This is a genomic window from Streptomyces sp. NPDC101151 (genome assembly GCF_044768335.1).
Taxonomy (GTDB): domain Bacteria; phylum Actinomycetota; class Actinomycetes; order Streptomycetales; family Streptomycetaceae; genus Streptomyces.
Genome location: NZ_JBIWPP010000029.1, coordinates 44112 through 65124 on the forward strand (window position 1 = coordinate 44112; position 21013 = coordinate 65124).

General features: G+C 68.3%; 18 protein-coding genes, 1 pseudogene and 1 riboswitch. Of the genes and pseudogenes, 7 read left to right on the forward strand and 12 right to left on the reverse strand.

Annotated features, from left to right (window positions below; all coding sequences use genetic code 11):
* Nucleotides 1-13: 13 nt before the first annotated feature.
* The 4 genes from ACIRU3_RS35915 to ACIRU3_RS35930 form a co-directional block, all read right to left on the reverse strand.
* Nucleotides 14-1111 (reverse strand): ABC transporter ATP-binding protein, encoded by a 1098-nt coding sequence (locus tag ACIRU3_RS35915; RefSeq protein ID WP_404065647.1) that lies wholly within the window; start codon nucleotides 1109-1111, stop codon nucleotides 14-16.
* Nucleotides 1108-2106 (reverse strand): ABC transporter permease, encoded by a 999-nt coding sequence (locus ACIRU3_RS35920; RefSeq protein WP_404065650.1) that lies wholly within the window; start codon nucleotides 2104-2106, stop codon nucleotides 1108-1110. The genes ACIRU3_RS35915 and ACIRU3_RS35920 overlap by 4 nt, the downstream gene beginning before the upstream one ends.
* A gap of 110 nt (nucleotides 2107-2216) precedes the next feature.
* Nucleotides 2217-4010 (reverse strand): ABC transporter substrate-binding protein, encoded by a 1794-nt coding sequence (locus tag ACIRU3_RS35925; protein WP_404065653.1) that lies wholly within the window; start codon nucleotides 4008-4010, stop codon nucleotides 2217-2219.
* A 69-nt stretch (nucleotides 4011-4079) separates the two neighbouring features.
* On the reverse strand, nucleotides 4080-5087 hold the full coding sequence (locus ACIRU3_RS35930) for an ABC transporter permease (protein WP_404065656.1): 1008 nt from the start codon (nucleotides 5085-5087) through the stop codon (nucleotides 4080-4082).
* 622 nt (nucleotides 5088-5709) lie between these two features.
* On the opposite strand from ACIRU3_RS35930, the gene ACIRU3_RS35935 reads away from it, so the two are divergent.
* On the forward strand, nucleotides 5710-6258 hold the full coding sequence (locus tag ACIRU3_RS35935) for a hypothetical protein (protein WP_404065658.1): 549 nt from the start codon (nucleotides 5710-5712) through the stop codon (nucleotides 6256-6258).
* 66 nt (nucleotides 6259-6324) lie between these two features.
* Here the strand turns inward: ACIRU3_RS35935 and ACIRU3_RS35940 are convergent, their stop codons facing one another.
* From ACIRU3_RS35940 to ACIRU3_RS35950, 3 genes are all read right to left on the reverse strand, one after another.
* Nucleotides 6325-7104, reverse strand: a complete 780-nt coding sequence (locus ACIRU3_RS35940) for an enhanced serine sensitivity protein SseB C-terminal domain-containing protein (protein WP_404065765.1) — start codon at nucleotides 7102-7104, stop codon at nucleotides 6325-6327.
* Between the two features lie 211 nt (nucleotides 7105-7315).
* Nucleotides 7316-8107 (reverse strand): enhanced serine sensitivity protein SseB, encoded by a 792-nt coding sequence (locus ACIRU3_RS35945; RefSeq protein ID WP_404065661.1) that lies wholly within the window; start codon nucleotides 8105-8107, stop codon nucleotides 7316-7318.
* A gap of 73 nt (nucleotides 8108-8180) precedes the next feature.
* Nucleotides 8181-8846 (reverse strand): AAA family ATPase, encoded by a 666-nt coding sequence (locus ACIRU3_RS35950; RefSeq protein WP_404065664.1) that lies wholly within the window; start codon nucleotides 8844-8846, stop codon nucleotides 8181-8183.
* 177 nt (nucleotides 8847-9023) lie between these two features.
* Nucleotides 9024-9121: riboswitch (glycine riboswitch) on the forward strand.
* A 156-nt stretch (nucleotides 9122-9277) separates the two neighbouring features.
* Here ACIRU3_RS35950 and gcvT point away from each other — a divergent pair.
* From gcvT to ACIRU3_RS35970, 4 genes are all read left to right on the forward strand, one after another.
* A complete protein-coding gene (gene gcvT, locus ACIRU3_RS35955) occupies nucleotides 9278-10396 on the forward strand; it encodes a glycine cleavage system aminomethyltransferase GcvT (protein WP_404065667.1) in 1119 nt (372 codons plus the stop codon).
* 117 nt (nucleotides 10397-10513) lie between these two features.
* Complete coding sequence (gene gcvH / locus ACIRU3_RS35960) at nucleotides 10514-10891, forward strand: glycine cleavage system protein GcvH (protein WP_404065670.1); 378 nt, start codon at nucleotides 10514-10516, stop codon at nucleotides 10889-10891.
* A gap of 14 nt (nucleotides 10892-10905) precedes the next feature.
* Nucleotides 10906-12183 (forward strand): serine hydroxymethyltransferase, encoded by a 1278-nt coding sequence (gene glyA, locus ACIRU3_RS35965; RefSeq protein WP_404065674.1) that lies wholly within the window; start codon nucleotides 10906-10908, stop codon nucleotides 12181-12183.
* A gap of 96 nt (nucleotides 12184-12279) precedes the next feature.
* The gene (locus ACIRU3_RS35970; protein ID WP_404065676.1) at nucleotides 12280-13647 is read left to right on the forward strand and encodes an L-serine ammonia-lyase; all 1368 of its coding nucleotides are present in this window, start codon (nucleotides 12280-12282) and stop codon (nucleotides 13645-13647) included.
* Nucleotides 13648-13708: 61 nt separating this feature from the next.
* Here the strand turns inward: ACIRU3_RS35970 and ACIRU3_RS35975 are convergent, their stop codons facing one another.
* The 5 genes and pseudogenes from ACIRU3_RS35975 to ACIRU3_RS35995 form a co-directional block, all read right to left on the reverse strand.
* Nucleotides 13709-14152 (reverse strand): hypothetical protein, encoded by a 444-nt coding sequence (locus tag ACIRU3_RS35975; protein WP_404065679.1) that lies wholly within the window; start codon nucleotides 14150-14152, stop codon nucleotides 13709-13711.
* A gap of 10 nt (nucleotides 14153-14162) precedes the next feature.
* Nucleotides 14163-14576 (reverse strand): DUF4279 domain-containing protein, encoded by a 414-nt coding sequence (locus ACIRU3_RS35980; protein WP_404065681.1) that lies wholly within the window; start codon nucleotides 14574-14576, stop codon nucleotides 14163-14165.
* Between the two features lie 27 nt (nucleotides 14577-14603).
* Nucleotides 14604-15035: pseudogene (locus ACIRU3_RS35985) on the reverse strand (putative adhesin).
* A 71-nt stretch (nucleotides 15036-15106) separates the two neighbouring features.
* Nucleotides 15107-17077, reverse strand: a complete 1971-nt coding sequence (locus ACIRU3_RS35990) for a phosphocholine-specific phospholipase C (protein WP_404065683.1) — start codon at nucleotides 17075-17077, stop codon at nucleotides 15107-15109.
* A gap of 29 nt (nucleotides 17078-17106) precedes the next feature.
* The gene (locus ACIRU3_RS35995; RefSeq protein WP_404065686.1) at nucleotides 17107-18870 is read right to left on the reverse strand and encodes an endonuclease/exonuclease/phosphatase family protein; all 1764 of its coding nucleotides are present in this window, start codon (nucleotides 18868-18870) and stop codon (nucleotides 17107-17109) included.
* A gap of 460 nt (nucleotides 18871-19330) precedes the next feature.
* Between ACIRU3_RS35995 and ACIRU3_RS36000 the strand changes: the two genes are divergently transcribed.
* Together ACIRU3_RS36000 and ACIRU3_RS36005 are read left to right on the forward strand one after the other, a co-directional pair.
* Entirely contained in the window at nucleotides 19331-20362 is a 1032-nt protein-coding gene (locus ACIRU3_RS36000; protein ID WP_404065688.1) for a phosphatidylinositol-specific phospholipase C domain-containing protein, read from the forward strand.
* A 90-nt stretch (nucleotides 20363-20452) separates the two neighbouring features.
* Nucleotides 20453-21007, forward strand: coding sequence for a GH25 family lysozyme (locus ACIRU3_RS36005; protein ID WP_404065691.1), 555 nt, complete (start codon nucleotides 20453-20455; stop codon nucleotides 21005-21007).
* Nucleotides 21008-21013: the final 6 nt, after the last annotated feature.

Below are 21013 nucleotides of genomic sequence, written 5' to 3' on the forward strand. Positions count from 1 at the left end.
TCTGCGTTCTCGCTCACAGCTTCGGCGCAATCTCTTCGGTCCAGATACGCTCCCGCTGCTCCTGCGTCATGTGGCAGGCGGCCCAGTGCTGGCCACCGACCTCGGTCAGCTCGGGGCGCACCGTGCGGGTGACGTTGTCCTTCGGAACGTCGGCGTACGGACAGCGCGGGTTGAAGGCACAGCCGGACGGGACGTTGATCAGGGAAGGCGGGGAGCCCTTGACCGGGATCAGGCGCTCCTGCTGCTCGCGGTCCAGGCGCGGCATCGAGCCGAGCAGACCCCAGGTGTAGGGGTGCCGGGGCTCGTAGAACACCTTCTCGGCCGGGCCCCGCTCGACACAACGGCCGCCGTACATCACCAGGATGTCGTCGGCCAGTTCGGCGACGACGCCCAGGTCGTGGGTGATGATGATGACCGCGGAGCCGAACTCCTTCTGAAGATCGCGGATGAGGTCGAGGATCTGCGCCTGGACGGTCACGTCCAGGGCGGTCGTCGGCTCGTCGGCGATGAGCAGCTCGGGGTTGTTGACCAGCGACATCGCAATCATCGCGCGCTGGCGCATACCGCCGGAGAACTCGTGCGGGTAGCTGTCGACCCGCTTGTCCGGCTGTGGGATGCCCACCCGGTCGAGCATCTCGACCGCACGGCGCTTGGCGGTCTTCTTGTCGACACCGTGGTGGACCCGGTACGCCTCCACGATCTGCTGGCCGATCGTGTAGTACGGGTGCAGCGCGGACAGCGGATCCTGGAAGATCATCGCCATCTGGCGGCCGCGCAACTTGCGGACGTGGTCCGGGTCGGCGGACAGCAACTCGGTGCCGTCCAGCCAGATCTCGCCGGAGATCTGGGCCTTGCGCTTGCCGTACTGGCCGGCTGTGTGCAGGCCCATGATGCCGAGCGAGGTCACCGACTTGCCGGAACCCGACTCGCCCACGATGCCGAGGGTCTTGCCCTTCTCCAGCTTGAAGCTGAGACCGTCCACGGACTTCACCAGGCCGTCGTCGGTCGGGAAGTGCACCTTCAGGTCACGCACTTCCAGGAAGGAGGTCGGAGTGGGCGAGGCGGCAGTGGGCTCGCCCACGGCGGCTCCGCTCTTGCTCAGCTCGGTCATGAAAGCCTCACTCGGGGGTCGATCACGGCGTACAGGATGTCCACCACGAGGTTGGCGATCAGCACCGCGAGAGAAGTGATCAGGGTGACGCCCAGGATGATGGGCAGGTCCTGGTTCTTGATGGCGTCGAGCACGGCGCGGCCGAGGCCGGGCAGGTTGAACGTCGACTCCGTCAGGATGGCGCCGCCTATGAGGGCGCCGAGGTCCATGCCGAGCATGGTCAGGATGGGCGTCATCGTGGAACGCATGGCGTGCTTGCCGATGACGACCTGCTCCTTGAGGCCCTTCGCGCGCGCCGTGCGGATGTAATCCTCGCCGAGGATCTCCAGCATGGTGGCGCGGGTGATCCGGGCGTACATCGCCGCGTAAAGGAACGCGAGGGTGATCCAGGGAAGGATCATGCCCCCGAACCAGCCGGTGAAGCTCTCGTCGAGGGGCACGTATTTCGCGTCGAACCACTTCAGGCCGAAGGCGAAGACCGCGAGAGAGAGCATGCCGGTGAAGTAGATGGGGAGGGAGACACCCGACAGCGCGACGACCATCGCGCCGCGGTCCCAGAGGCTGCCCCGCTTGAGCGCGGAGAGCACACCCGCCGAGACACCGAGGAGCAGCCACAGCACGGCGGCGCCGAGCGCGAGACCCAGGGTCACCGGGAAGCGGTCGGTCAGCACCGGCCACACGGCCTGCTCGCTGCGGAAAGAGTAGCCGAAGCACGGCGCGGCGCAGTGGGTGACGTCGCCGCCGGCCGCGTAGGTGCGGCCCGCGAAGATGCCCTTGAAGAACTCCCAGACCTGAACGTAGATCGGGTCACCGAGTCCCAGCTTCACACGCACCGCTTCGACGGCGGCCGGGTCGGCCTGCTTGCCCACGAAGCTCGTGGCGATGTCCACGCCCGCCCACTTGGGGACGAGGAAGAAGATGCCGAAGACCACCATGATGATGACCACGAGCATCACTGCGGCGGCGAACAGCCGCCTGATGAGGTAAGCGAGCACAGCTTGCGGCCCGCTGCGGACCGTGGGCCACCAGAGGTCTTCCGGTGGCCCACGGTCACGCCGCGCCGGCCTTCACCTGCCTTTCGTGCCGTACGGCGGGTGTGCCGGGTTTACTTCGCGGACTTCAGGCCGAGGTTGACGAAGTCGTACGTACCGCTGTAGCCGTCGGTGGTGTACACGTTCGCCAGGTTGTCCCCGCGCCAGTTGATGAACTTCTCGAAGACGAAGGGCAGGTAGTACGCGCCCTCCATGACCTTGTGGTTGATCTCCGTGGCGACCTTGGTCTTGCCGGCGTCGTCCAGGGTGTTGACGTAGTCGTCGAACAGACCGTCGATCTTCTTGTCGTTGATCAGCGCGTAGTTGTTGTTACCGCTCTGCGCGATGTACTTGCTGTCCCACAGCGGCAGACCGAAGCCCTGGACGGACGGGAAGTCCGGACCCCAGCCCATGATGATGATGCCGTAGCCCTTCTTCTTCACGTTCGAGGGGCTGCCGATGATGCCGGTGGTCTGCGAACCGTCGTACTGGTCGATCTGCGCGGTGATGCCGATCTTCTTCAGCGACGCCTGCAGGGACTGGGCGGTGGCCACCTCGACCGGCTTGTTGTTACGCACGGCGATGGTGGTGGAGAAACCGTTCGGCTTGCCGCATGCCTTCAGCGCTTCCTTGGCCTTGGCGACGTTGCCGCCCTTGTTGGCGCTGGAGAGCTCGTACGGGTCGTACTTCTGGCCCTCGGCACCCGGGACGGACGGCGGGAGCATGTTGGTGCCGATGTCGCCACCGGCGACCGGGCCACCACGGGCGGTCTGCAGCGACACGTGGTCGGCGCCGAGGATGACAGCCTTGCGGCACTCGATGTTGTCGAACGGCTTCACGCTCTGCGGGAAGACCGCGTAGCGGATGTAGCCGGAGACCGGGTTGTCCAGGTTGGCCTTGTGCTCCTTCAGGGCGGTGGTGCGGCCCTGCGGCGACATGCCGGTCTGGTTGATGTCCAGGTCCAGGTCACCGTTGAGCAGGCGCTGGTCCAGCTGGTTGGCGTCCGAGAAGAACTGGACGGTGATCTTGTCCGGGTACGCCTTGCGGAGCGGGTCCGAGGCCTGCTTCCACTGGTCGTTGCGGACCAGGGTCAGGTCCTTGCCCGGGCTGTAGGACTCGAACTTGTACGGGCCCGAGGAGAACGGGTGCAGGGCGTACTTGGACTTGGTGTCCTTGTCCTGGCGGACCGGGGACGCCGAGATCAGGGCCAGCATCTCCTGGAAGTCCGAGTTGGCCTTCGGCAGGTGGAAGACGATGGTTTTGTCGTTCGGCGTGTCGATCGCCTTCAGACCCAGCTTGTCCTTGGAGGTGTCCTTGTACGGGCCCTTGTACTCGGCCTTGGGGTCGAGGACGTCCTTCAGGTACGTCGGGCCGCCGGACAGCACGTCCTGCGCCCAGACGCGCTCGATGCCGTACTTGACGTCCTTGGAGGTGATCGGCTTGCCGTCTTCCCAGGTGACGCCGTCACGCAGAGTGTACGTGTAGGTCTTGCCGTCGTCGGTGACCTTGGCGAGCCCGGTGGCGAGGTCCGGGGTCAGCTCGGCGCCGGCCTTACCGGGCTCCGGCTTGTTCGTGACGAGCTGGCGGCTGTAGTAGCGCGCGAAGTTCCACATGAAGCCGTAGTAACCGCGCGTGGTGTCCCACGAGTCGGCGTCCTGGGCGCCACCGAACCGCAGCGTGCCGCCCTTCTTGGCGAGGGATGCCTGGGCGACCTTGTTGTTGGCCGCGTCGAAGCCGGCAGCACCGTTCTTCGAGCCCTTGCCGTCGTCGCTGCCGCCGCCGCACGCCGCCGTGGTGAGCAGCGCAGCCACCGCGGCAGCAGCGGCCAAGGCCTGCTTCCGCCGCCCTGAGGTGCCTTGGGTAGTCACGATCTCGGATCCTCCGGATTTGATGAGAGACCCCGTGTTGGTGCCACGGGACACTTGGGGTACGGCAGTTCAGCGGGACCCCTTCGGGTCCAGCGCGTCTCGCACGCCGTCGCCGAAGAGGTTGAAGGCAAGAACCGTGATGAAGATCGCCACGCCGGGGACCACCATGTACATGGGGTCCGACTCGTAGTAGTCGATCGCGCTCGAAAGCATCTGCCCCCAGGAGGCAGTGGGAGGCTTGACGCCCACGCCCAGGAAGCTGAGTGCCGCTTCGGTGAGGATGTTGGTGGGGATCATCATGGTCGTGTACACGATGATCGGCGCAACGAGGTTGGGCAGTAGCTCCTTGAACAGGATGTAGAAGCGCCCGGCGCCCAGCGATCGGGCGGCTTCGACGTACTCACGCTCACGCAGCGAGAGGGTCTGGCCGCGCACCACGCGCCCGATGTAGGGCCAGCCGAAGAAGCCGATGACCACGATCATCACGAAGACGCGCACGCTGGAACCGGTCAGACCGAGCATGTTGTTCGGCATGACAGACACCAGGGCGATGGTGAACAGCAGCTGCGGGAAGGCGAGCAGACCGTCCATGACCCGGCTGATGACGGCATCGATCCAGCCGCCGAAGAAGCCGGCAAGGATACCCAGGACGGTGCCCAGAACGACGGCGACCACGGCGGACAGGAAGCCGACAAGAAGGGAGATCTGGGCGCCGTAGAGGATGCGCGCGAAGATGTCGCGGCCGTTGACCGGCTCAACACCCAGCAGATGGTCGCCACTCAGGCCGCCCAGCGAGCCCTTGGGCGTGCCGAACAGCGGGTCGATCAGGCTCTCGTTGTAGGCGTCCGGATCCTGCCCGAGAAGGCTGGTGATCACCGGAGCGAACACGGCGACCAGGATGAGGACGAGCACGACGATGCCGCCCGTGAGGGCGAGCTTGTCCCGCTTCAGACGCTCCCAGGCGATCCGGCCGAGCGAGCGACCCTGGACGGTCTCCGCTCCGGTGGTGGCAGCCGCTGCCTCCTCGGCCGCGCCCGGAGCCGCTTCCGCTGTCGGCTCGTGCAATGGTGCCGTCATTAGGCAGGGACCCCTCTCAACCGGCGGTAGCCGGCCTGCACTTGCCGCTGGTAGCGGCATCAATCAGTCCGTCGTACACAGGGACCGCGGGCCCCTTGAAGAGGGAGTCTTCAACGGTTGCGCGATCAGCCGCCAGACTCGACGGCGAATGGATGCGCAACCGTGATGCAGGCTGCGGTTTCACGCTATCCGGACGGCGAGTCGCGGGGATCGAACGCCGACAACTGCCCACGATTCATTGCGACCTGGCCCGACCCGCCCCAACTCGCGCCATTCGGCACCATTCCGTGCCACCCACCTCACTGTGACGGCGATCACATCACGCGGTAAAGGTGTCGCCCTTGCATCAGTTGGGGCAGTTTCTCCGCCGGTACGGGATACGCAATAGGGACATCGAGACAGGCCCAACCATTGCAGCCTAAACGACTATTGAGGGTTCCTTGAGCATGGCCACCCGACCCTCTCGGATTTCCCTTGTAGCCGCCCCGTCACCCGAGTAAATTCCTTTCCCGTCGGGGTGATCGGCAGGCAGGAAGAGCGCCAAAACCCCGCGACCACAACAGCGCAAACAACAGCGCAAACAACAGAAGAATACGGGGAAACAAACATGACACTTCTCGGAATGACCAGCCGAGCGGTGGCCACCTCGGCCCTCCTGGTCGGCGCGTCCTTCGCCGTGCCGGCGGCGGCCTCCGCCACCGAGGTGCACCCGAACAGCTGCGGCACGGGGCACTTCTACAACGTCGACGAGGTGGGCCCCCGGTACTACCAGGCGTCGGGCGACACCGTGGGCGAGTACAACGACAGCCCTAGGGCCGCGACACTCAAGTACACCCTCAGTGTCACCAAGTCGCGGACCTCCGGCTGGACTTTCGGCGGCGGCCTGTCCGTCAAGTTCGCCCTGGCCGAGATTGACGGGAACGTTTCGTACCAGGTATCCAAGGCGAACACCACCGGAATCTCGGTGGAGCACGACCTCAGTGTGCCCGGAAAGCGCTACGGCTATGTGACGCCCAAGGTGGAATTCCAGAAGTTCCACATCGAGAAGGCGCACTACGGCCCGAATTGCAAGACCATTGTCGACAAGGACTACGGCGTGTTCCACGCCGTGACCGCGAAGCTCTTCTACTCCACGTGCGTCTCGAAGCACAGGTGTACGGCGAAGCCGTGACCCGGTGACAGCTGCCGAGTGAGCTGACTGTGCCCGTCTCTCGACCGAGAGACGGGCACAGTGCTGTCAGTAGCCGCCGTGCACCGGCGGGTACCCGTATCCGGCGGCCGGGGCCTGGGGCTGGACCTGGAGTTGGGGCTGCGGCGCGGCCGCGTGGGATTCACGGTCGTAGAACGGGCGGGCGTTGGCCCGCATCCACATCACGACCGGGTCGTAGTCGTCGGTCATCGCGACCGTCGACACCGGCAGCCCCTCCGGGACCGCCCCGACGGACTGCTGCATCATGGCGCGCACCGAGTCGACCGCGGCCGGCGAGGTGTCGTACACGTCCAGGCCGACGGCGAGGTACGGCGCCCCGAGCGCGGGCTGCACCCAGGCGCGGCGCAGGGCGCGCAGGGCCGGGGTGCGGTGGGCGTTCTGCGCGAGCAGGGCGTAGAACTGCGGGATCTCGATGCCGGGTTCGGACAGGCGCAGGGGGCCGGCGGGCTGGCGGTCCAGGCCGGTGGCGATGCGGCGCAGGTCCAGCCAGGGGATGCCGACGCCGCCGCCCTGGGCGTGCGGGTTGAGCCAGAGGCCGTAGTGGTCGGGGTAGAGAGTGCGGGCGACGTCCAGTCCGTCGACCACTTCATAGGAACGGTTCCAGCCGCTCGCCGAGAGTTCCTGTGCGGAGGTGACACAGGGGGCGTAGCTGAAGCCGTCGACTTCCATGTTCCCGTACTGGGCGTCGGGCGAGCCGGCCTGGCCGTGCCACAGGAGCATCCAGATCTGGCCGGAGGAAGGGGTGGCGAGAGCGCGCAGCAATGCCTCGTAGGCGTCGTAGCGCCCGGGGGTGACCTGGCGCAGCATGTGCTCGACGCTGCCGCTTGGGCTCGCGCTCACCTGTCTTACCGCCCCTTCAATTCTTGCCCCGCGTTCGGACACAGCTTAAGCGCCCGGCAGCTCGGAGCCTCGTGTTCGTCGGCGAGTGCGGGTTCGTGGTGGGTTCTCGTGCCCCGCGGCGAGCCGCATATCGGACACGGCCCCAAGGCCCCTCGGTCGGTGTCCCGGAGCCGGCTGGTCAGTGACCGTGCTGGTAGAAGGGGCGGACGTGCGCCTTCAGCCACTCGCCCACGGGGTCCTGGGCCACGTCGAGCAGGACCAGGTTGACCGGCCACGGGACCGGACCCTTGCCGAGGGCCCTGCCCAGAGCCTCCAGGGGAAGGGCTCGCAGGTCGCCCTCCCACTGGGAGAGCTCCACCCCCACGAACATCACCGGGTCGGCCGTCTCGATGGCGGCGAGGCAGCGGCGGGCGCTGAGGACCACGCCCGTCGCGGCGAACTCGGCGGAGGCGGCGGCGAGGAAGTCCACCGGGTCGTCCTGCCAGTCGGGCTCGAAGAGACGGACCCGGCCGCCGACGCCGGGGCCGTCCAGCGGGGTGCGGCCCGCGCGGCACAGCTCGGCCACCGCCTCGGGCGGGAGCGGGACACCGACCACACCGCCGGGATTGACGGCCATCCCGGCCTGCGGGGGCAGGCCGCGCGCGAACTCCACCGCCGGGGCGATGGTGTACGACATCTGGGAGCCGGCCGCCTGCCGGAGCTGCTCCTCGGAGCTGAAGACCGGGACGTACACCTGGCCCTCGATCTCCATGGTGGGCAGGTCCAGCGGGCCGCTGTGCGGACCGCCGCCGCCCGGCAGGGGGATCCAGACGAAGCTGCGGCCCAGGACCTCGATGATCCGTCCGCCCGCGGAGGGTATGCCGAGGGAGGCCGAGAGCACCTCCTCCAGCTCGTTGCCGGGCCAACCGCCGTGCGGGTGGGGGTGTGCCTGTGCCGGGAAGTCCGCGGGAATGTCCGCCGGGAAGTCCATCTGCCTACCGCCTGCTGGGAACCATGCTGTGGATCAGAAGGCTAGCGGGTGCCTGTGACAGACCTGGGTCCGATCAGCCGGAGAAGGCAATGCGGTGCAGTACGTCCGCCGCGTCCCGGTCCAGCAGCACCGCGGAGCCGCAGCCGGCGGGCAGCTCGCCCCGCTCCACCTCGCGCAGCAGCCGGGCGGTCGTACGGCGGTGGCGGCCGAAGGCGTACCGGGACACGCCGCGGCCGCGTTCACGCTGGCCCGCCCGGGCGATGCCGGGAGTGACGTCGAGGAGGACCAGGTGCAGGGTGCCGCCGCGGCGACGGGCCTCGCGGGCCAGCCAGCCGCGCACCCAGGCCTGGGTGCCGCAGTCGTGCACGACGACTCCCTCGCCGGTGCGCAGGGCGCGGCGCAGTCCGGCGAAGTGGGCGAGGCGGACCAGGGGGCGGTAGAGCGCGTAGGGGAGGAAGCGGGGCGTGCGGGCGTCCCAGCGGTCGCGCGCGTCCTGGGAGTCGATGCGGTGGCCGGGGACCGCGCGGTGCATCAGGGTGGACTTGCCGCTGCCGGGCAGGCCGGTGATCACCACCAGGTCCTGGGGGTCGAAGAGCAGGGCGCGCGGGCTGCGGCCGGCGCGGTCGCGCAGGTCCCGGACGACCGGGGCCGGGCGCTCGGCGCAGCGCTCGCGGGCCGGGACGGAGGGCTGCTTCGGCATCGCGATGCCGGTGGTGGCGTAGGCCGTCGTCCTGTTCACCGTGATCGTCCTCCCCTGTGGGCTCGGGAAACCCTTGCCCTAAGAATGTAAAGAGAAGGTAATGCGCCGTGTCCAGTGGTTGGGTGCGCGTAGTGCCACAGGTCGGTTACAGATGCGGCCCTGACGGGTGAGGGCGTGGCGTGCAATGATGTGCGCGCCAACTGCATACCGGCCGCTTGAATCCGCGCGGGAGAGTTCCCAGCAGTCTTCGCTGGGACGCCGAAGGAGCAAGTCCCTCCCTTGAATCTCTCAGGCCCCGTTACCGCGCGGGCGAGGCACATCTGAAAAGCGGGTCGCTGTGACAGTGGCTCCACCCAAGGTGCAAACCGTGATCGTCCCTGTGGCGGTCTCGGCGAACCTCTCAGGTTCCGATGACAGATGGGGAGGAACGTTCCTCGCCCGTCATGCCTGCCCTGGGAGACGACCGACCGATGAGCAGTACCGAACCCCGTCTTACCGCGCTCGATGCGCTGCATCGCTCGCTCGGTGCGACGATGACCGACTTCGCCGGCTGGGACATGCCCCTGCGCTACGGCTCCGAGCGCGACGAGCACCTCGCGGTGCGGACCAAGGCCGGTCTCTTCGACCTCTCGCACATGGGCGAGATCACCGTGACCGGACCGCAGGCGGCCGCCCTCCTGAACTTCGCCCTGGTGGGCAACATCGCCTCCGTCGGCGTCGGCCGCGCCCGCTACACCATGATCTGCCGGGCCGACGGCGGCATCCTGGACGACCTGATCGTCTACCGGCTGGCCGAGACCGAGTACATGGTCGTGGCCAACGCCTCCAACGCCCAGGTGGTGCTGGACGCGCTGACCGAGCGGGCCGAGGGCTTCGACGCCGAGGTGCGCGACGACCGTGACGCCTACGCGCTGATCGCGGTCCAGGGGCCCGAGTCCCCCGGCATCCTGAAGTCCCTCACGGACGCCGACCTGGACGGCCTGAAGTACTACGCGGGCCTGCCCGGCACCGTCGCCGGCGTCCCCGCCCTGATCGCCCGCACCGGCTACACCGGCGAGGACGGCTTCGAGCTGTTCGTGAAGCCGGAGCACGCCGTGGAGCTGTGGCAGGCGCTGACCAAGGCCGGCGAGGGCGTCGGCCTGGTGCCCTGCGGCCTGTCCTGCCGGGACACCCTGCGCCTGGAGGCGGGCATGCCGCTGTACGGGCACGAGCTGACCACGTCCCTGACGCCGTTCGACGCCGGGCTCGGCCGGGTGGTGAAGTTCGAGAAGGAGGGCGACTTCGTGGGCCGCGAGGCGCTCAGCGAGGCCGCCTCCCGCGCCCAGGAGAACCCGCCGCGGGTCCTCGTCGGCCTGATCGCCGAGGGCCGCCGGGTGCCGCGTGCCGGGTACGCCGTCGTCGCGGGCGGCGAGGTCATCGGCGAGGTCACCTCGGGCGCCCCCTCCCCCACCCTGGGCAAGCCGATCGCCATCGCGTACGTCGACGCGGCGCACGCGGCGCCGGGCACCGAGGGCGTCGGTGTGGACATCCGGGGCAGCCACGAGCCGTACGAGGTCGTGGCGCTGCCCTTCTACAAGCGCCAGAAGTAGACACCCGGGCGCGGTCCGTACCGATCACGTGACCCTGCGCACACCTCACCTGCTCGCCAGCAGTTCCAGTAATCCCCCATTCATCAGCACTCCCGCGCGTACAGGAGAATTCAGGCCATGAGCAACCCCCAGCAGCTGCGCTACAGCAAGGAGCACGAGTGGCTGTCGGGCGCCGAGGACGGCGTCTCGACGGTCGGCATCACGGAGCACGCGGCCAACGCGCTCGGCGATGTCGTCTTCGTCCAGCTCCCGGAGGTCGGTGTCACGGTGACCGCGGGCGAGACCTGCGGCGAGCTGGAGTCGACCAAGTCGGTCTCCGACCTCTACTCGCCGGTCACCGGCGAGATCACCGAGGTCAACGAGGACGTCGTCAACGACCCGTCGCTGGTGAACTCCGCCCCCTTCGAGGGCGGCTGGCTGTTCAAGGTGCGCGTCACGGAGGAGCCGTCCGACCTGCTCTCCGCCGACGAGTACACCGCCGAGACCGCCGGCTGAGGAGTCCTAGCCCCATGACTGTCCTGAACACCTCCCTGCACGAGCTGGACCCGGAGATCGCCGCCGCGGTCGACGCCGAGCTGAACCGGCAGCAGTCCACGCTGGAGATGATCGCCTCCGAGAACTTCGCACCGCTCGCGGTGATGGAGGCTCAGGGGTCGGTCCTCACCAACAAGTACGCCGAGGGCTACCCGGGCCGCCGCTACTACGGCGGCTGCGAGCACGTCGACGTCGCCGAGCAGATCGCCATCGACCGGATCAAGGAGCTGTTCGGCGCCGAGTACGCCAACGTGCAGCCCCACTCCGGCGCCTCCGCGAACCAGGCGGCGCTGTTCGCGCTGGCCCAGCCCGGGGACACCATCCTCGGCCTGGACCTGGCGCACGGCGGCCACCTGACCCACGGGATGCGGCTGAACTTCTCCGGCAAGCAGTTCAACGTGGTCGCCTACCACGTGGACGACGCCGGTCTGGTCGACATGGCCGAGGTCGAGCGGCTCGCCAAGGAGCACCGCCCGAAGGTGATCATCGCGGGCTGGTCGGCGTACCCGCGTCAGCTGGACTTCGCCGAGTTCCGCCGGATCGCGGACGAGGTCGAGGCCTACCTGTGGGTCGACATGGCGCACTTCGCCGGGCTGGTCGCGGCGGGTCTGCACCCCAACCCGGTCGAGCACGCCGACGTCGTCACCTCCACCACCCACAAGACGCTGGGCGGCCCGCGCGGCGGCATCATCCTCGCGAAGAAGGACTTCGCGAAGAAGCTGAACTCGTCCGTCTTCCCGGGCTTCCAGGGCGGTCCCCTGGAGCACGTGATCGCAGCGAAGGCGGTCTCCTTCAAGGTCGCCGCCTCGGAGGACTTCAAGGAGCGCCAGCGCCGTACGGTCGAGGGCGCGCGGATCCTCGCCGAGCGGCTGACGGCGGCCGACGCCCGCGAGGCCGGTGTGAACGTGCTCTCCGGCGGCACGGACGTGCACCTGATCCTGGTCGACCTGCGTGAGTCCGAGCTGGACGGGCAGCAGGCCGAGGACCGTCTCCACGAGGTCGGCATCACGGTCAACCGCAACGCCGTGCCGAACGACCCGCGCCCCCCGATGGTCACGTCCGGGCTGCGGATCGGCACGCCGGCCCTGGCCACCCGCGGCTTCACGGCCGAGGACTTCGCCGAGGTCGCGGACGTGATCGCCGAGACGCTCAAGGCGCCGTCCCCCTTCGGGGAGGCCCACGCCGAGGCTCTGAAGGCCCGGGTGAAGGCCCTGGCCGACAAGCACCCGCTGTACCCGGGTCTGAACAAGTAAGTCACCTTTTGCGGAGCACCGCGCACACTGAAAGAGCAGCGTGCGCGGTGCCCCCCGGCACCACCCCAGCACCACCCCCCGTATTGAGGAGTTCCCGTGGCCATCTCGGTCTTCGACCTGTTCTCGATCGGCATCGGCCCGTCCAGCTCCCACACGGTCGGCCCGATGCGCGCGGCACGCATGTTCGTCCGCAGGCTGCGCAACGAGGACCTGGTCGGTTCCGTCGCGTCCCTGCGCTGTGAGCTGTACGGCTCGCTCGGCGCCACCGGCCACGGCCACGGCACCCCGAAGGCGGTGCTGCTCGGCCTGGAGGGCGCCTCGCCGCGCACGGTGAACGTGGAGACGGCCGACGAGCGGGTGGAGGCGATCAAGAAGGCGGGCCGGATCTCGCTCCTCGACGAGCACGAGATCCCGTTCTCCTTCGACGACGACCTGATATTGCACCGCCGCAAGGCGCTCCCGTACCACGCCAACGGCATGACGCTCTGGGCGCACGACGCCGCGGGCACGGAACTGCTCTCCAAGACGTACTACTCGGTCGGCGGCGGCTTCGTCGTGGACGAGGACGCGGTCGGTGCCGACCGCATCAAGCTGGACGACACGGTCCTGAAGTACCCCTTCCGCACCGGCGACGAACTTCTCCGCCTCACCAAGGAAACGGGCCTGTCGATCTCCTCCCTCATGCTGGAGAACGAGCGGGCCTGGCGTACGGAGGAGGAGATCCGGGCGGGCCTGCTGGAGATCTGGCGCGTCATGCGCGAGTGCGTCCAGCGCGGCATGTCCCGCGAGGGCATCCTGCCCGGCGGCCTCAAGGTCCGCCGCCGCGCGGCCGTCTCGGCCCGCCAGCTGCGCGCCGAGGGCGACGCGCTCGCGCACGCGATGGAGTGGATCACGCTCTACGCGATGGCGGTGAACGAGGAGAACGCGGCGGGCGGCCGCGTGGTCACCGCCCCCACGAACGGCGCGGCGGGCATCATTCCGGCGGTCCTGCACTACTACATCAACTTCGTGCCCGGCGCCGACGAGGACGGTGTGGTCCGCTTCCTGCTGGCCGCGGGCGCCATCGGCATGCTGTTCAAGGAGAACGCCTCGATCTCCGGCGCCGAGGTCGGCTGCCAGGGCGAGGTCGGCTCCGCCTGCTCCATGGCCGCGGGCGCCCTGGCCGAGGTCCTGGGCGGCAGCCCGGAGCAGGTCGAGAACGCGGCCGAGATCGGCATGGAGCACAACCTCGGCCTGACCTGCGACCCGGTCGGCGGCCTGGTCCAGATCCCGTGCATCGAGCGCAACGGCATGGCCTCGGTGAAGGCGGTCACGGCGGCGAAGATGGCGATGCGCGGCGACGGCTCCCACAAGGTGTCCCTCGACAAGGTCATCAAGACGATGAAGGACACCGGGGCGGACATGAGCGTGAAGTACAAGGAGACGGCCCGGGGCGGGCTCGCGGTGAACATCATCGAGTGCTAGAGGGAAATCGGCCCTGACCAGCGCGTTCGTACCTTCCTGCGCTGTCAGGGCCGTCCGGGGTTCAGTCGAGCCAGGCGAGTGGGTCTTCCTCGTCCTCCCCGGATGCCCGGACCGTCGTGAAGGTGACAGGGACTCCCAGCTCTGCAAGACCTGCAAGAACGCCCGGCGAGACAAACAGTCCGGATCCTGACTCGGCAATGCCTGCCACATCGACCTTCACCGATTTTCCCGCCTCCTTCAGCGCGTCGAGCGCCGGCTTGCGAGGGCTGAGGAATCCGATGAGTTCCACGGCCTGTTCGTCGGCGTTTTCCGAGTGCCGCTCGTCGACGGTGAGCGTGGCCCAGCCGGGGCCGGAATAGATGTCCACACCTTCGGACGAAGAGAACTCTTCACTGTCCGCGAGTTGCAACTCGGCAAGCAGAAAAGCGGAATCCACTTCCTGACCCGATACGACCAGGGAGGTGCTCAAGTTACCCCACGGCTTCAACTTCGCTCCAGGTTCCATAACTGCTCCTTCAGCGCTCATTCATATTGGCCGCCACCCCGAGAGGGAATCCCAGGAGTGCTATTCGCCTGAGTTCATCCGACTGAAGGGCAAGGGTGCAGTCGTTCCCGGCGAATCCGTAGATTCCGACGGTCACCTCATATCCCTGTTCGGTCAGTTGCACCAGCTCGGTCCGCTTGCTTTCCATGGTGGAAAGGATATTGTCCAGCTGCTCGTTAAAGTCCCGGCTGACGTGCTCGTTGCAGCTGATGCTCCACAGTCCGTCGACGTCGCCCGGCCGAGCCCATTTGCTGGGACCCGGGTTGCGCACACCGGTGGGCTCGATACCGAGGAAGGGCGTGATCTCCCCCGGCCGGAGATCACGCCCCTTGATGACGAGTGACACATCCGTCAAGACCCAGTGGCGTTTTTCCGTTACATCCATGTACGGCTCCTCACAGGTTGGGATATTCTACTTGAGCTCACGACACGCCGCCCAGTGAACATTTCCCATGCCGGGCTTCAGCAGCTCGCTCAGTGCGGCCTCTTTGCCGACTGTCATCGAATTCTCGAACACACTGAAACCTCCGCCGTCCGATGAGGCGGGAGGCGTCAGATTTCAGTTCGGAATTACGTCGCCCGGTTTGCATGTCTCCACGTGGCCTCCCGGATGCACGCCTCGCTCGACGGTCAGGCCGTTGAGTCCGGGAAGTGCGTCTCCGTGCTGCACGTAGAAAGAAGAGATGTTGGTTCCCTCGGGGACCACGGTTTCGCCGGCCCTGTCTACGAGATACCCATGACCGGCGAAGACCCTCCCAACGGCCAGGGGGGTGGTTGGCCTCGGGCGACGCTTCACCGGACCGTCCGTGCACACGACGTACGCGCCGTTGTGGACCTCGTCCATGTGTCTCGTGCGCCCGGTGCCGGCCGGCACCGGGCGGTCCGGCTTCCGCGCCCGGTGCCGACCGGGGCTTCTCACACGGTGTGGACGGTTCCGGCGTACCGCTGGGCGAACCGGGTACCGGTGCCGGCGGTGACCGTCATGTCGTAGCGCCCCTCGTCGGTGCGCCAGGTCAGGCGGGTGCGGTCGCCCGGTCCGACCCACACGGTCCGCTCCTTGCCGGCGAAGTCGTTCGGCGTGATCGTGAACGCCACCTCGGTGCCGCCGGCGTTGCGCAGCTCCAGCTCCAGCGTGGCGTCATCCGGCCGCCCGGAGTTCCGCAGGGCCGCCGTCACCGACGGCACCGCCACGTCGTCCTGGCCCGTACGGACGACGGTGCCGGAGAAGCGGCGGACGAAGCCGTCGGCGCCGTACACGGAGAAGTCGTAGCGTCCGTCGGTGCCGGAGGCGTCCCACACATAGGTGCGGGACGAGCGCGGCGGGACGGTGAAGGGCGTGCCGGCGAAGGGCAGGGCGGTGTTCGGCAGCACGGTGAAGTGGTAGCCGACGCTGCCGTCGTTGGTGAGGGTGCAGGTGACCTTGCCGGTGGTCCGGTCGACCTTGACATCGGCCCATGGGCGGTAGGGCAGGGCGCGATGCGGTCGCGGGCCCTTCTCCTGGGCGGGCATGGACTGCTGGTCGGGTATCTTCACCGCCGGCAGGGAGTTGCCCGCGTCGGCCTTGGCCATCAGGGCGACCGTGTCGGGCAGTTCCGGAATGCTGTAGTCGGGCTCGCCGAAGTCGAAGCAGCTGGTGAGGTCGCCGCAGACGGTGCGCCGCCAGTCGGAGATGTTGGGCTCCCGCACACCGGTGACACGCTCCAGGAAGCGCACCACCGACGTGTGGTCGAAGACCTGGGAGTTGACCCAGCCGCCGCGCGACCATGGCGAGACGACCCACAGCGGTACCCGGCTGCCCAGGCCGATGGGCTTGCCGTTCGCGAACTCGTCCTTGGTTCCCGGCTCGGGGATCGGCGGGATGACGTGGTCGAAGTAGCCGTCGTTCTCGTCGTACATGAGCAGGAAGACGGTGTGCTTCCACACGTCGGGGTTGGAGAACAGCGACTGCAGCGCGGTGTTGACCCAGTGGGCGCCGTAGTCGGGGCTGGCGTTCGGGTGCTCGCAGAACAGGTAGGGCGCCACCAGCCAGGAGACGGTGGGCAGGGTGCCGTCCTTGCAGTGCTTGTCGAACGCCGTGAGGTCCCACTTCGTCATGGCGTTGATGTAGCGCGGGTCGTCCTCGGGGAACTCGTGGAACTGCTTGAAGTACGACAGCGCGTTGTCGTCGTAGTCCCCGTACCGGTCGTCGGAGCCGTCGGGGTTGTGGTAGACGCGCCAGGTGACGCCGGCCTGCTCAAGGCGCTCGGCGTACGTCGTCCAGTCGGCCACCGGGTTGCCGGTGACCGGCGTGTTGTCGGTCCACGGGCCGGTGGTGCCGTCGACGCCGGGGCCCGCGGTGCCGGTCCACAGATAGAGGCGGTTGGGGTCGGTGGGGCCGTTCAGCGAGCAGAAGTAGCCGTCGCAGAGGGTGAAGGCGTCGGCCAGCGCGTACTGGTAGGGGATGTCCTGCCGGGTGAAGTAGCCCATGGTCCGCTCGCCCTTGGCGGAGACCCACTTGTCCATGGCGCCGCCGTTGACGGCGCTGTGGCCGGAGTCCCAGTCGTGCGGGAGACCGCCCGCGTTCTGCGCGTTGTACTTCGTGGTGTCCATGCGGAAGGGCAGCAGGTGGCCCTCCTTGCGGCCTCGGTCGGGCTGGCGGAACACGGAGTCGCCGTTCGCGAGGGCGGTCGCCTGGCGGTCGCTGAAGCCGCGCACGCCGTTCAGGGTGCCGAAGTAGTGGTCGAAGCTGCGGTTCTCCTGCATCAGGATGACGACGTGCTTGACGTCGGCGATGCTGCCGTGGCGGGCGCCCTGGCCGGCGGCCTCCGCCGTGCCGGGGAGCCCGGCAGCGAGGGCGGCTCCGGCGGCGGCGGTGCCGATGAAGGAGCGGCGGCTGATCTCGGTCATGGGAGGAAGGTCCTTCGGATCGTTCGCGGTCAGCCGCGGGCGGACAGGGAGAAGGTGACGACGGCGGCGGCGTGGTCGGAGGGCCAGCCGTTGGCGGCGCTGTCCGGCACCGGCCGGGGCCAGCCGGTGAACAGGTTGTGCGCCTCCAGGACCTTGAGCCGCCCGGCGAACTGGATCTGGTCGATCCGGTCCTGCGGTTCCGTGCCGCCGCCCTCGCGCTGCGGTCTGACGGGGGACCAGGTGGTGCCGGGCGCCTTCTCCGGGCCGGGGTGGGCGTCACGGAAGGCGTCGACGAGGCCGGCCTTCTCCAGCGCCTCGGTGACGGGCCAGCGGACCCGGCCCACTCCCCGGTGCGCGGGCGCGGTCCGGCTCGTCCAGTCGTGGTGGGACGGCGAGGCGAGTCCGGCGGCCAGCACGACGGGGGTGCGGGCGGCGAGTTCGGGCCGCAGCGCGGAAACCAGCGCCTGCACCTGCCGGTAGCGGTTCGTCTCCTTCTCCGCGGCCTCGACCTGCGCGGGCGTCCGGCCCGCGAGCAGCGCGTACGGTCCGTAGTCGGCTTCGTCCAGCTGGGCCGTCCACAGGCGTACCGTGCGGGAGCCGGGCAGGTGCAGCGTCGCCGCGGCGGCCGGGAGCGCAGCGGTCGGAGCGACGATGTCGGTGAGCGGGTAGCGGCTCACGATGCCCAGGCCGCCGGCCTGGTGCGCGTGCCAGCCGAGCGCACCGGCGAGGTTCTCGGCCGCCTTGTCCCCGCATTCCTGGAGCGCCACGACGTCCAGGCCCTGGGCGAGCACCAGCCGCAGCTGCTTCTCCAGGAATCCGTCGATGTGGGTGCCGGCGTCCCAGAGGTTCAGCGTGGCCGCCTTCAGCCGGAGCCGCTCCCGGGAGGTGCGCACCGGCACCTGGACGGTGACGGTGTCGCTGTCGACGGCGCTGTCGGTGACGGCGGCCACCAGCCGGCCGGGTCTGCGGGGTGCGAAGAGCGGGGCCTTGCCGCTGACCGTGCCGTCCGCCGCCACCGACAGCCAGGAGTCGCCCCCGACACGCTTGAAGGTCGCGCTGCCCGCGGCGTTGCCCTCGGGCCTGATCCACAGACCGCCGAGCTTCACCGAGACGTCCGTGCCCGCGGTCTGCGGGGCGGTGGTGACGGCGTCGAGCACCGCGTGCGGGCGCGGGATCACGGGGCGGACCACGAAGCTGAACGGGACGGTGCGGGCCAGGATGCCGTAGCCGTCCTTGGCCAGCAGGTAGGCGGTGTACGGGCCGCCGCTGAGTCCGGAGGTGTCGATCGTGATGTCGCCGGAGGCACCGGGGGTGTACTCCCAGGCGAGGGAGGAGCCGTGCCCCGGCTGTCGGTCGCCGTCGTACACGCCGATCCAGTTCTTCGCGTCGGGCGTGTCCGTCGTCCAGTGGAAGGAGAGCTTGTCTCCCTCGTGCGGAGCGGGTGTCGTCAGCTTGACCGAGTCGCCGGCGTGCGTGCCGGCGAAGCTGAAGGCATCTGTCCTGGCGAGGACGCCGTAGCCGTCCTTGGCCAGCAGATACACGATGTACGGCCCGCCGCTCAGGCCGGAGGTGTCGAGGGTGGTCTGCCCGGACGCGCCGGGCACGTATGCCCACACCAGGGAGTTGCTGCCGCCGGCGGGCAGCCGGTCGGCGGGGTAGACGCCGATCCAGTTCTTGGGGTCGGGCGTGTCCGTCGCCCAGATGATGGCCAGTTTGTCGCCGCGCTGCGGGGGCGTCGTGGAGCCGATCGAGATGCTGCTCCCGGACGCGGCGGCCTGTGAGAGGGATGACACGGTGTTGGGTCCTCTCCGCCCCGGGTACCGCCGTGACGACACCCGGGTGAGCAAAGTTGTCTAGATAACTTCGTCCCCCAGGAAGCCGTCTCCCGACGACGCCCCCGTGAACAGGAGGTGGCCGCCGCCCGGGAAGGAGACGGAAATCTGAAGACTCCCCGTGTGGCCAGACAGGCCGAGAATCGGCTGGAAAATAGCATCTGACCTGCCAGTTTCCAAGATCGCCAGCCTCTGTCGCGCCCCCTGGAGGCCATCAGGGCCGCATACCGCCGCGCCGCCGTCCGGACGGGTGCGACACCTCGCGCCCTTCACGGGCGCACTCCCGATCTGTGCACAGCAATGGTCGGAGCGAACACAAGGAGACGGCACGGAACGGTTGATGTTGCCCCTGGGGCTACCGCGCGGTAACCGCTGCCCCCTACGCTGCCGCCAACTCAGCGACAGCAAAGGGGAATTGAGCATGCGCGTGATGAGACGACTGGCGGCGCTCGTGGGCGCCGCCGCTCTGCTGGCGGTGATACCGGCGAATGCCCGGGCGGCGTCGCCGAAGTTCTCCGAGACGACGGCGATCGGCACGCACAACGCGTACGACAAGGCCAAGTACACGTACTTCGCCCAGGCGTTGGACTCGGGCGCCTCGCTGCTCGAGCTGGATGTGTACGTGGACAGCCTGACCCACCGGTGGCGGGTGAGTCACAGCAACCCGTTCGGCAACGACAACAACTGCGAGGCCGCGAAGACGCCGGGCGAGCTGTACAGCAAGAACCGCAACCAGGACCTGGGCAGTTGCCTGGACAACATCGCGGCCTGGAACCAGCTCCACCCCGACCACCCGCCGATCGTCTTCAAGGTCGAGCTGAAGGTCGGCTTCAACAACAAGGCCGGCCTCGGCCCGGACGAGTTCGACACGCTGGTGTCGCAGAAGCTCGGCGGCAGCGTGTACAAGCCGGCCGACCTGCTGGGCGGGACGTACCCGTCCCTGGACGCGGCGGCCAAGGCCGACGCCTGGCCCTCCCGCGACTCCCTCAGGGGCAAGTTCCTCTTCGAGCTGATCCCCGGCACGGTGGAGCAGGCCAACCCGTTCGACCACTACTGGACGGACGAGGAGTACGGCGACCACCTGCGCGATCTGTACGCGGCGGGGAAGACCGCCGAGGCGCAGGCCTTCCCGGCAGCGCTCGGCGCCGAGAACGGCGACCCGCGCACCAGCCGTTACGACGCCTCGATCCGTCCCTGGTTCGTGTTCTTCGACGGGGACGCGGCGACGTACGTGAACAACGGGTACGACACCTCGTTCTACTCCGCGAACCACTACATCCTGATCACGACGGGCGCCGACGGCGTGTCCCCGGCGATCTCCTCGACCGATCCCACGGACGCCGAAGTCGCCGCCCGGCTCTCTCTGCTGGCCAAGGACCACGCCAGCCTCATCACTTCCGACTGGTCGGCCAAGTCGGCATCAGTGCTGGGTTCGGTGACGGGCCGAGGCTGATATTCCGGGTACACGGGCGGATCTCTCGTGCCAAGGTGGGGCATACATCAGTCAACTCCTGTCACCCCACTGACACTCAGGGAGTCCCCCATGCTCCACGGCATTGACGTCAGCGCCTACCAGTCGTCGTCGTACGGCACGGACGGCCTCTCCTTCGTCTTCATCAAGGCGACGGAGGGGCGTTCGTACGTCAACCCGAGACTCTCCGCCCAGACCAAGACCGGCCGCGACGCGGGACTCGTCGTCGGCTTCTACCACTTCCTGTGGCCGGGCCACATCGCCGCGCAGGCCGAGTACTTCGTCAAGCACGCTCCCGAGAAGGCGGGTGACCTGCTCGCCGTCGACTGGGAGACGACCAGCGAGGGCACGCACGCGAGCAACGCGGAGAAGGACCTGTTCATCCGCAAGGTGAAGGAACTCCGCCCCCACAACAAGGTCCTGCTCTACGCCAACCGGGACTACTGGCTGAACGTCGACGTCACCTCGTACGCCGGCGACGGCCTCTGGATCGCCGACTACGTGAGTGCGGGCAAGCCCCGCATCAAGGCCAAGTGGCGCTTCCACCAGTACAGCAGCGAGCCCCACGACAAGGACGTGGCCGACTTCGCCGACAAGAACGCCCTGCGGAAGTGGGCCACGTCCTAGGCCCGG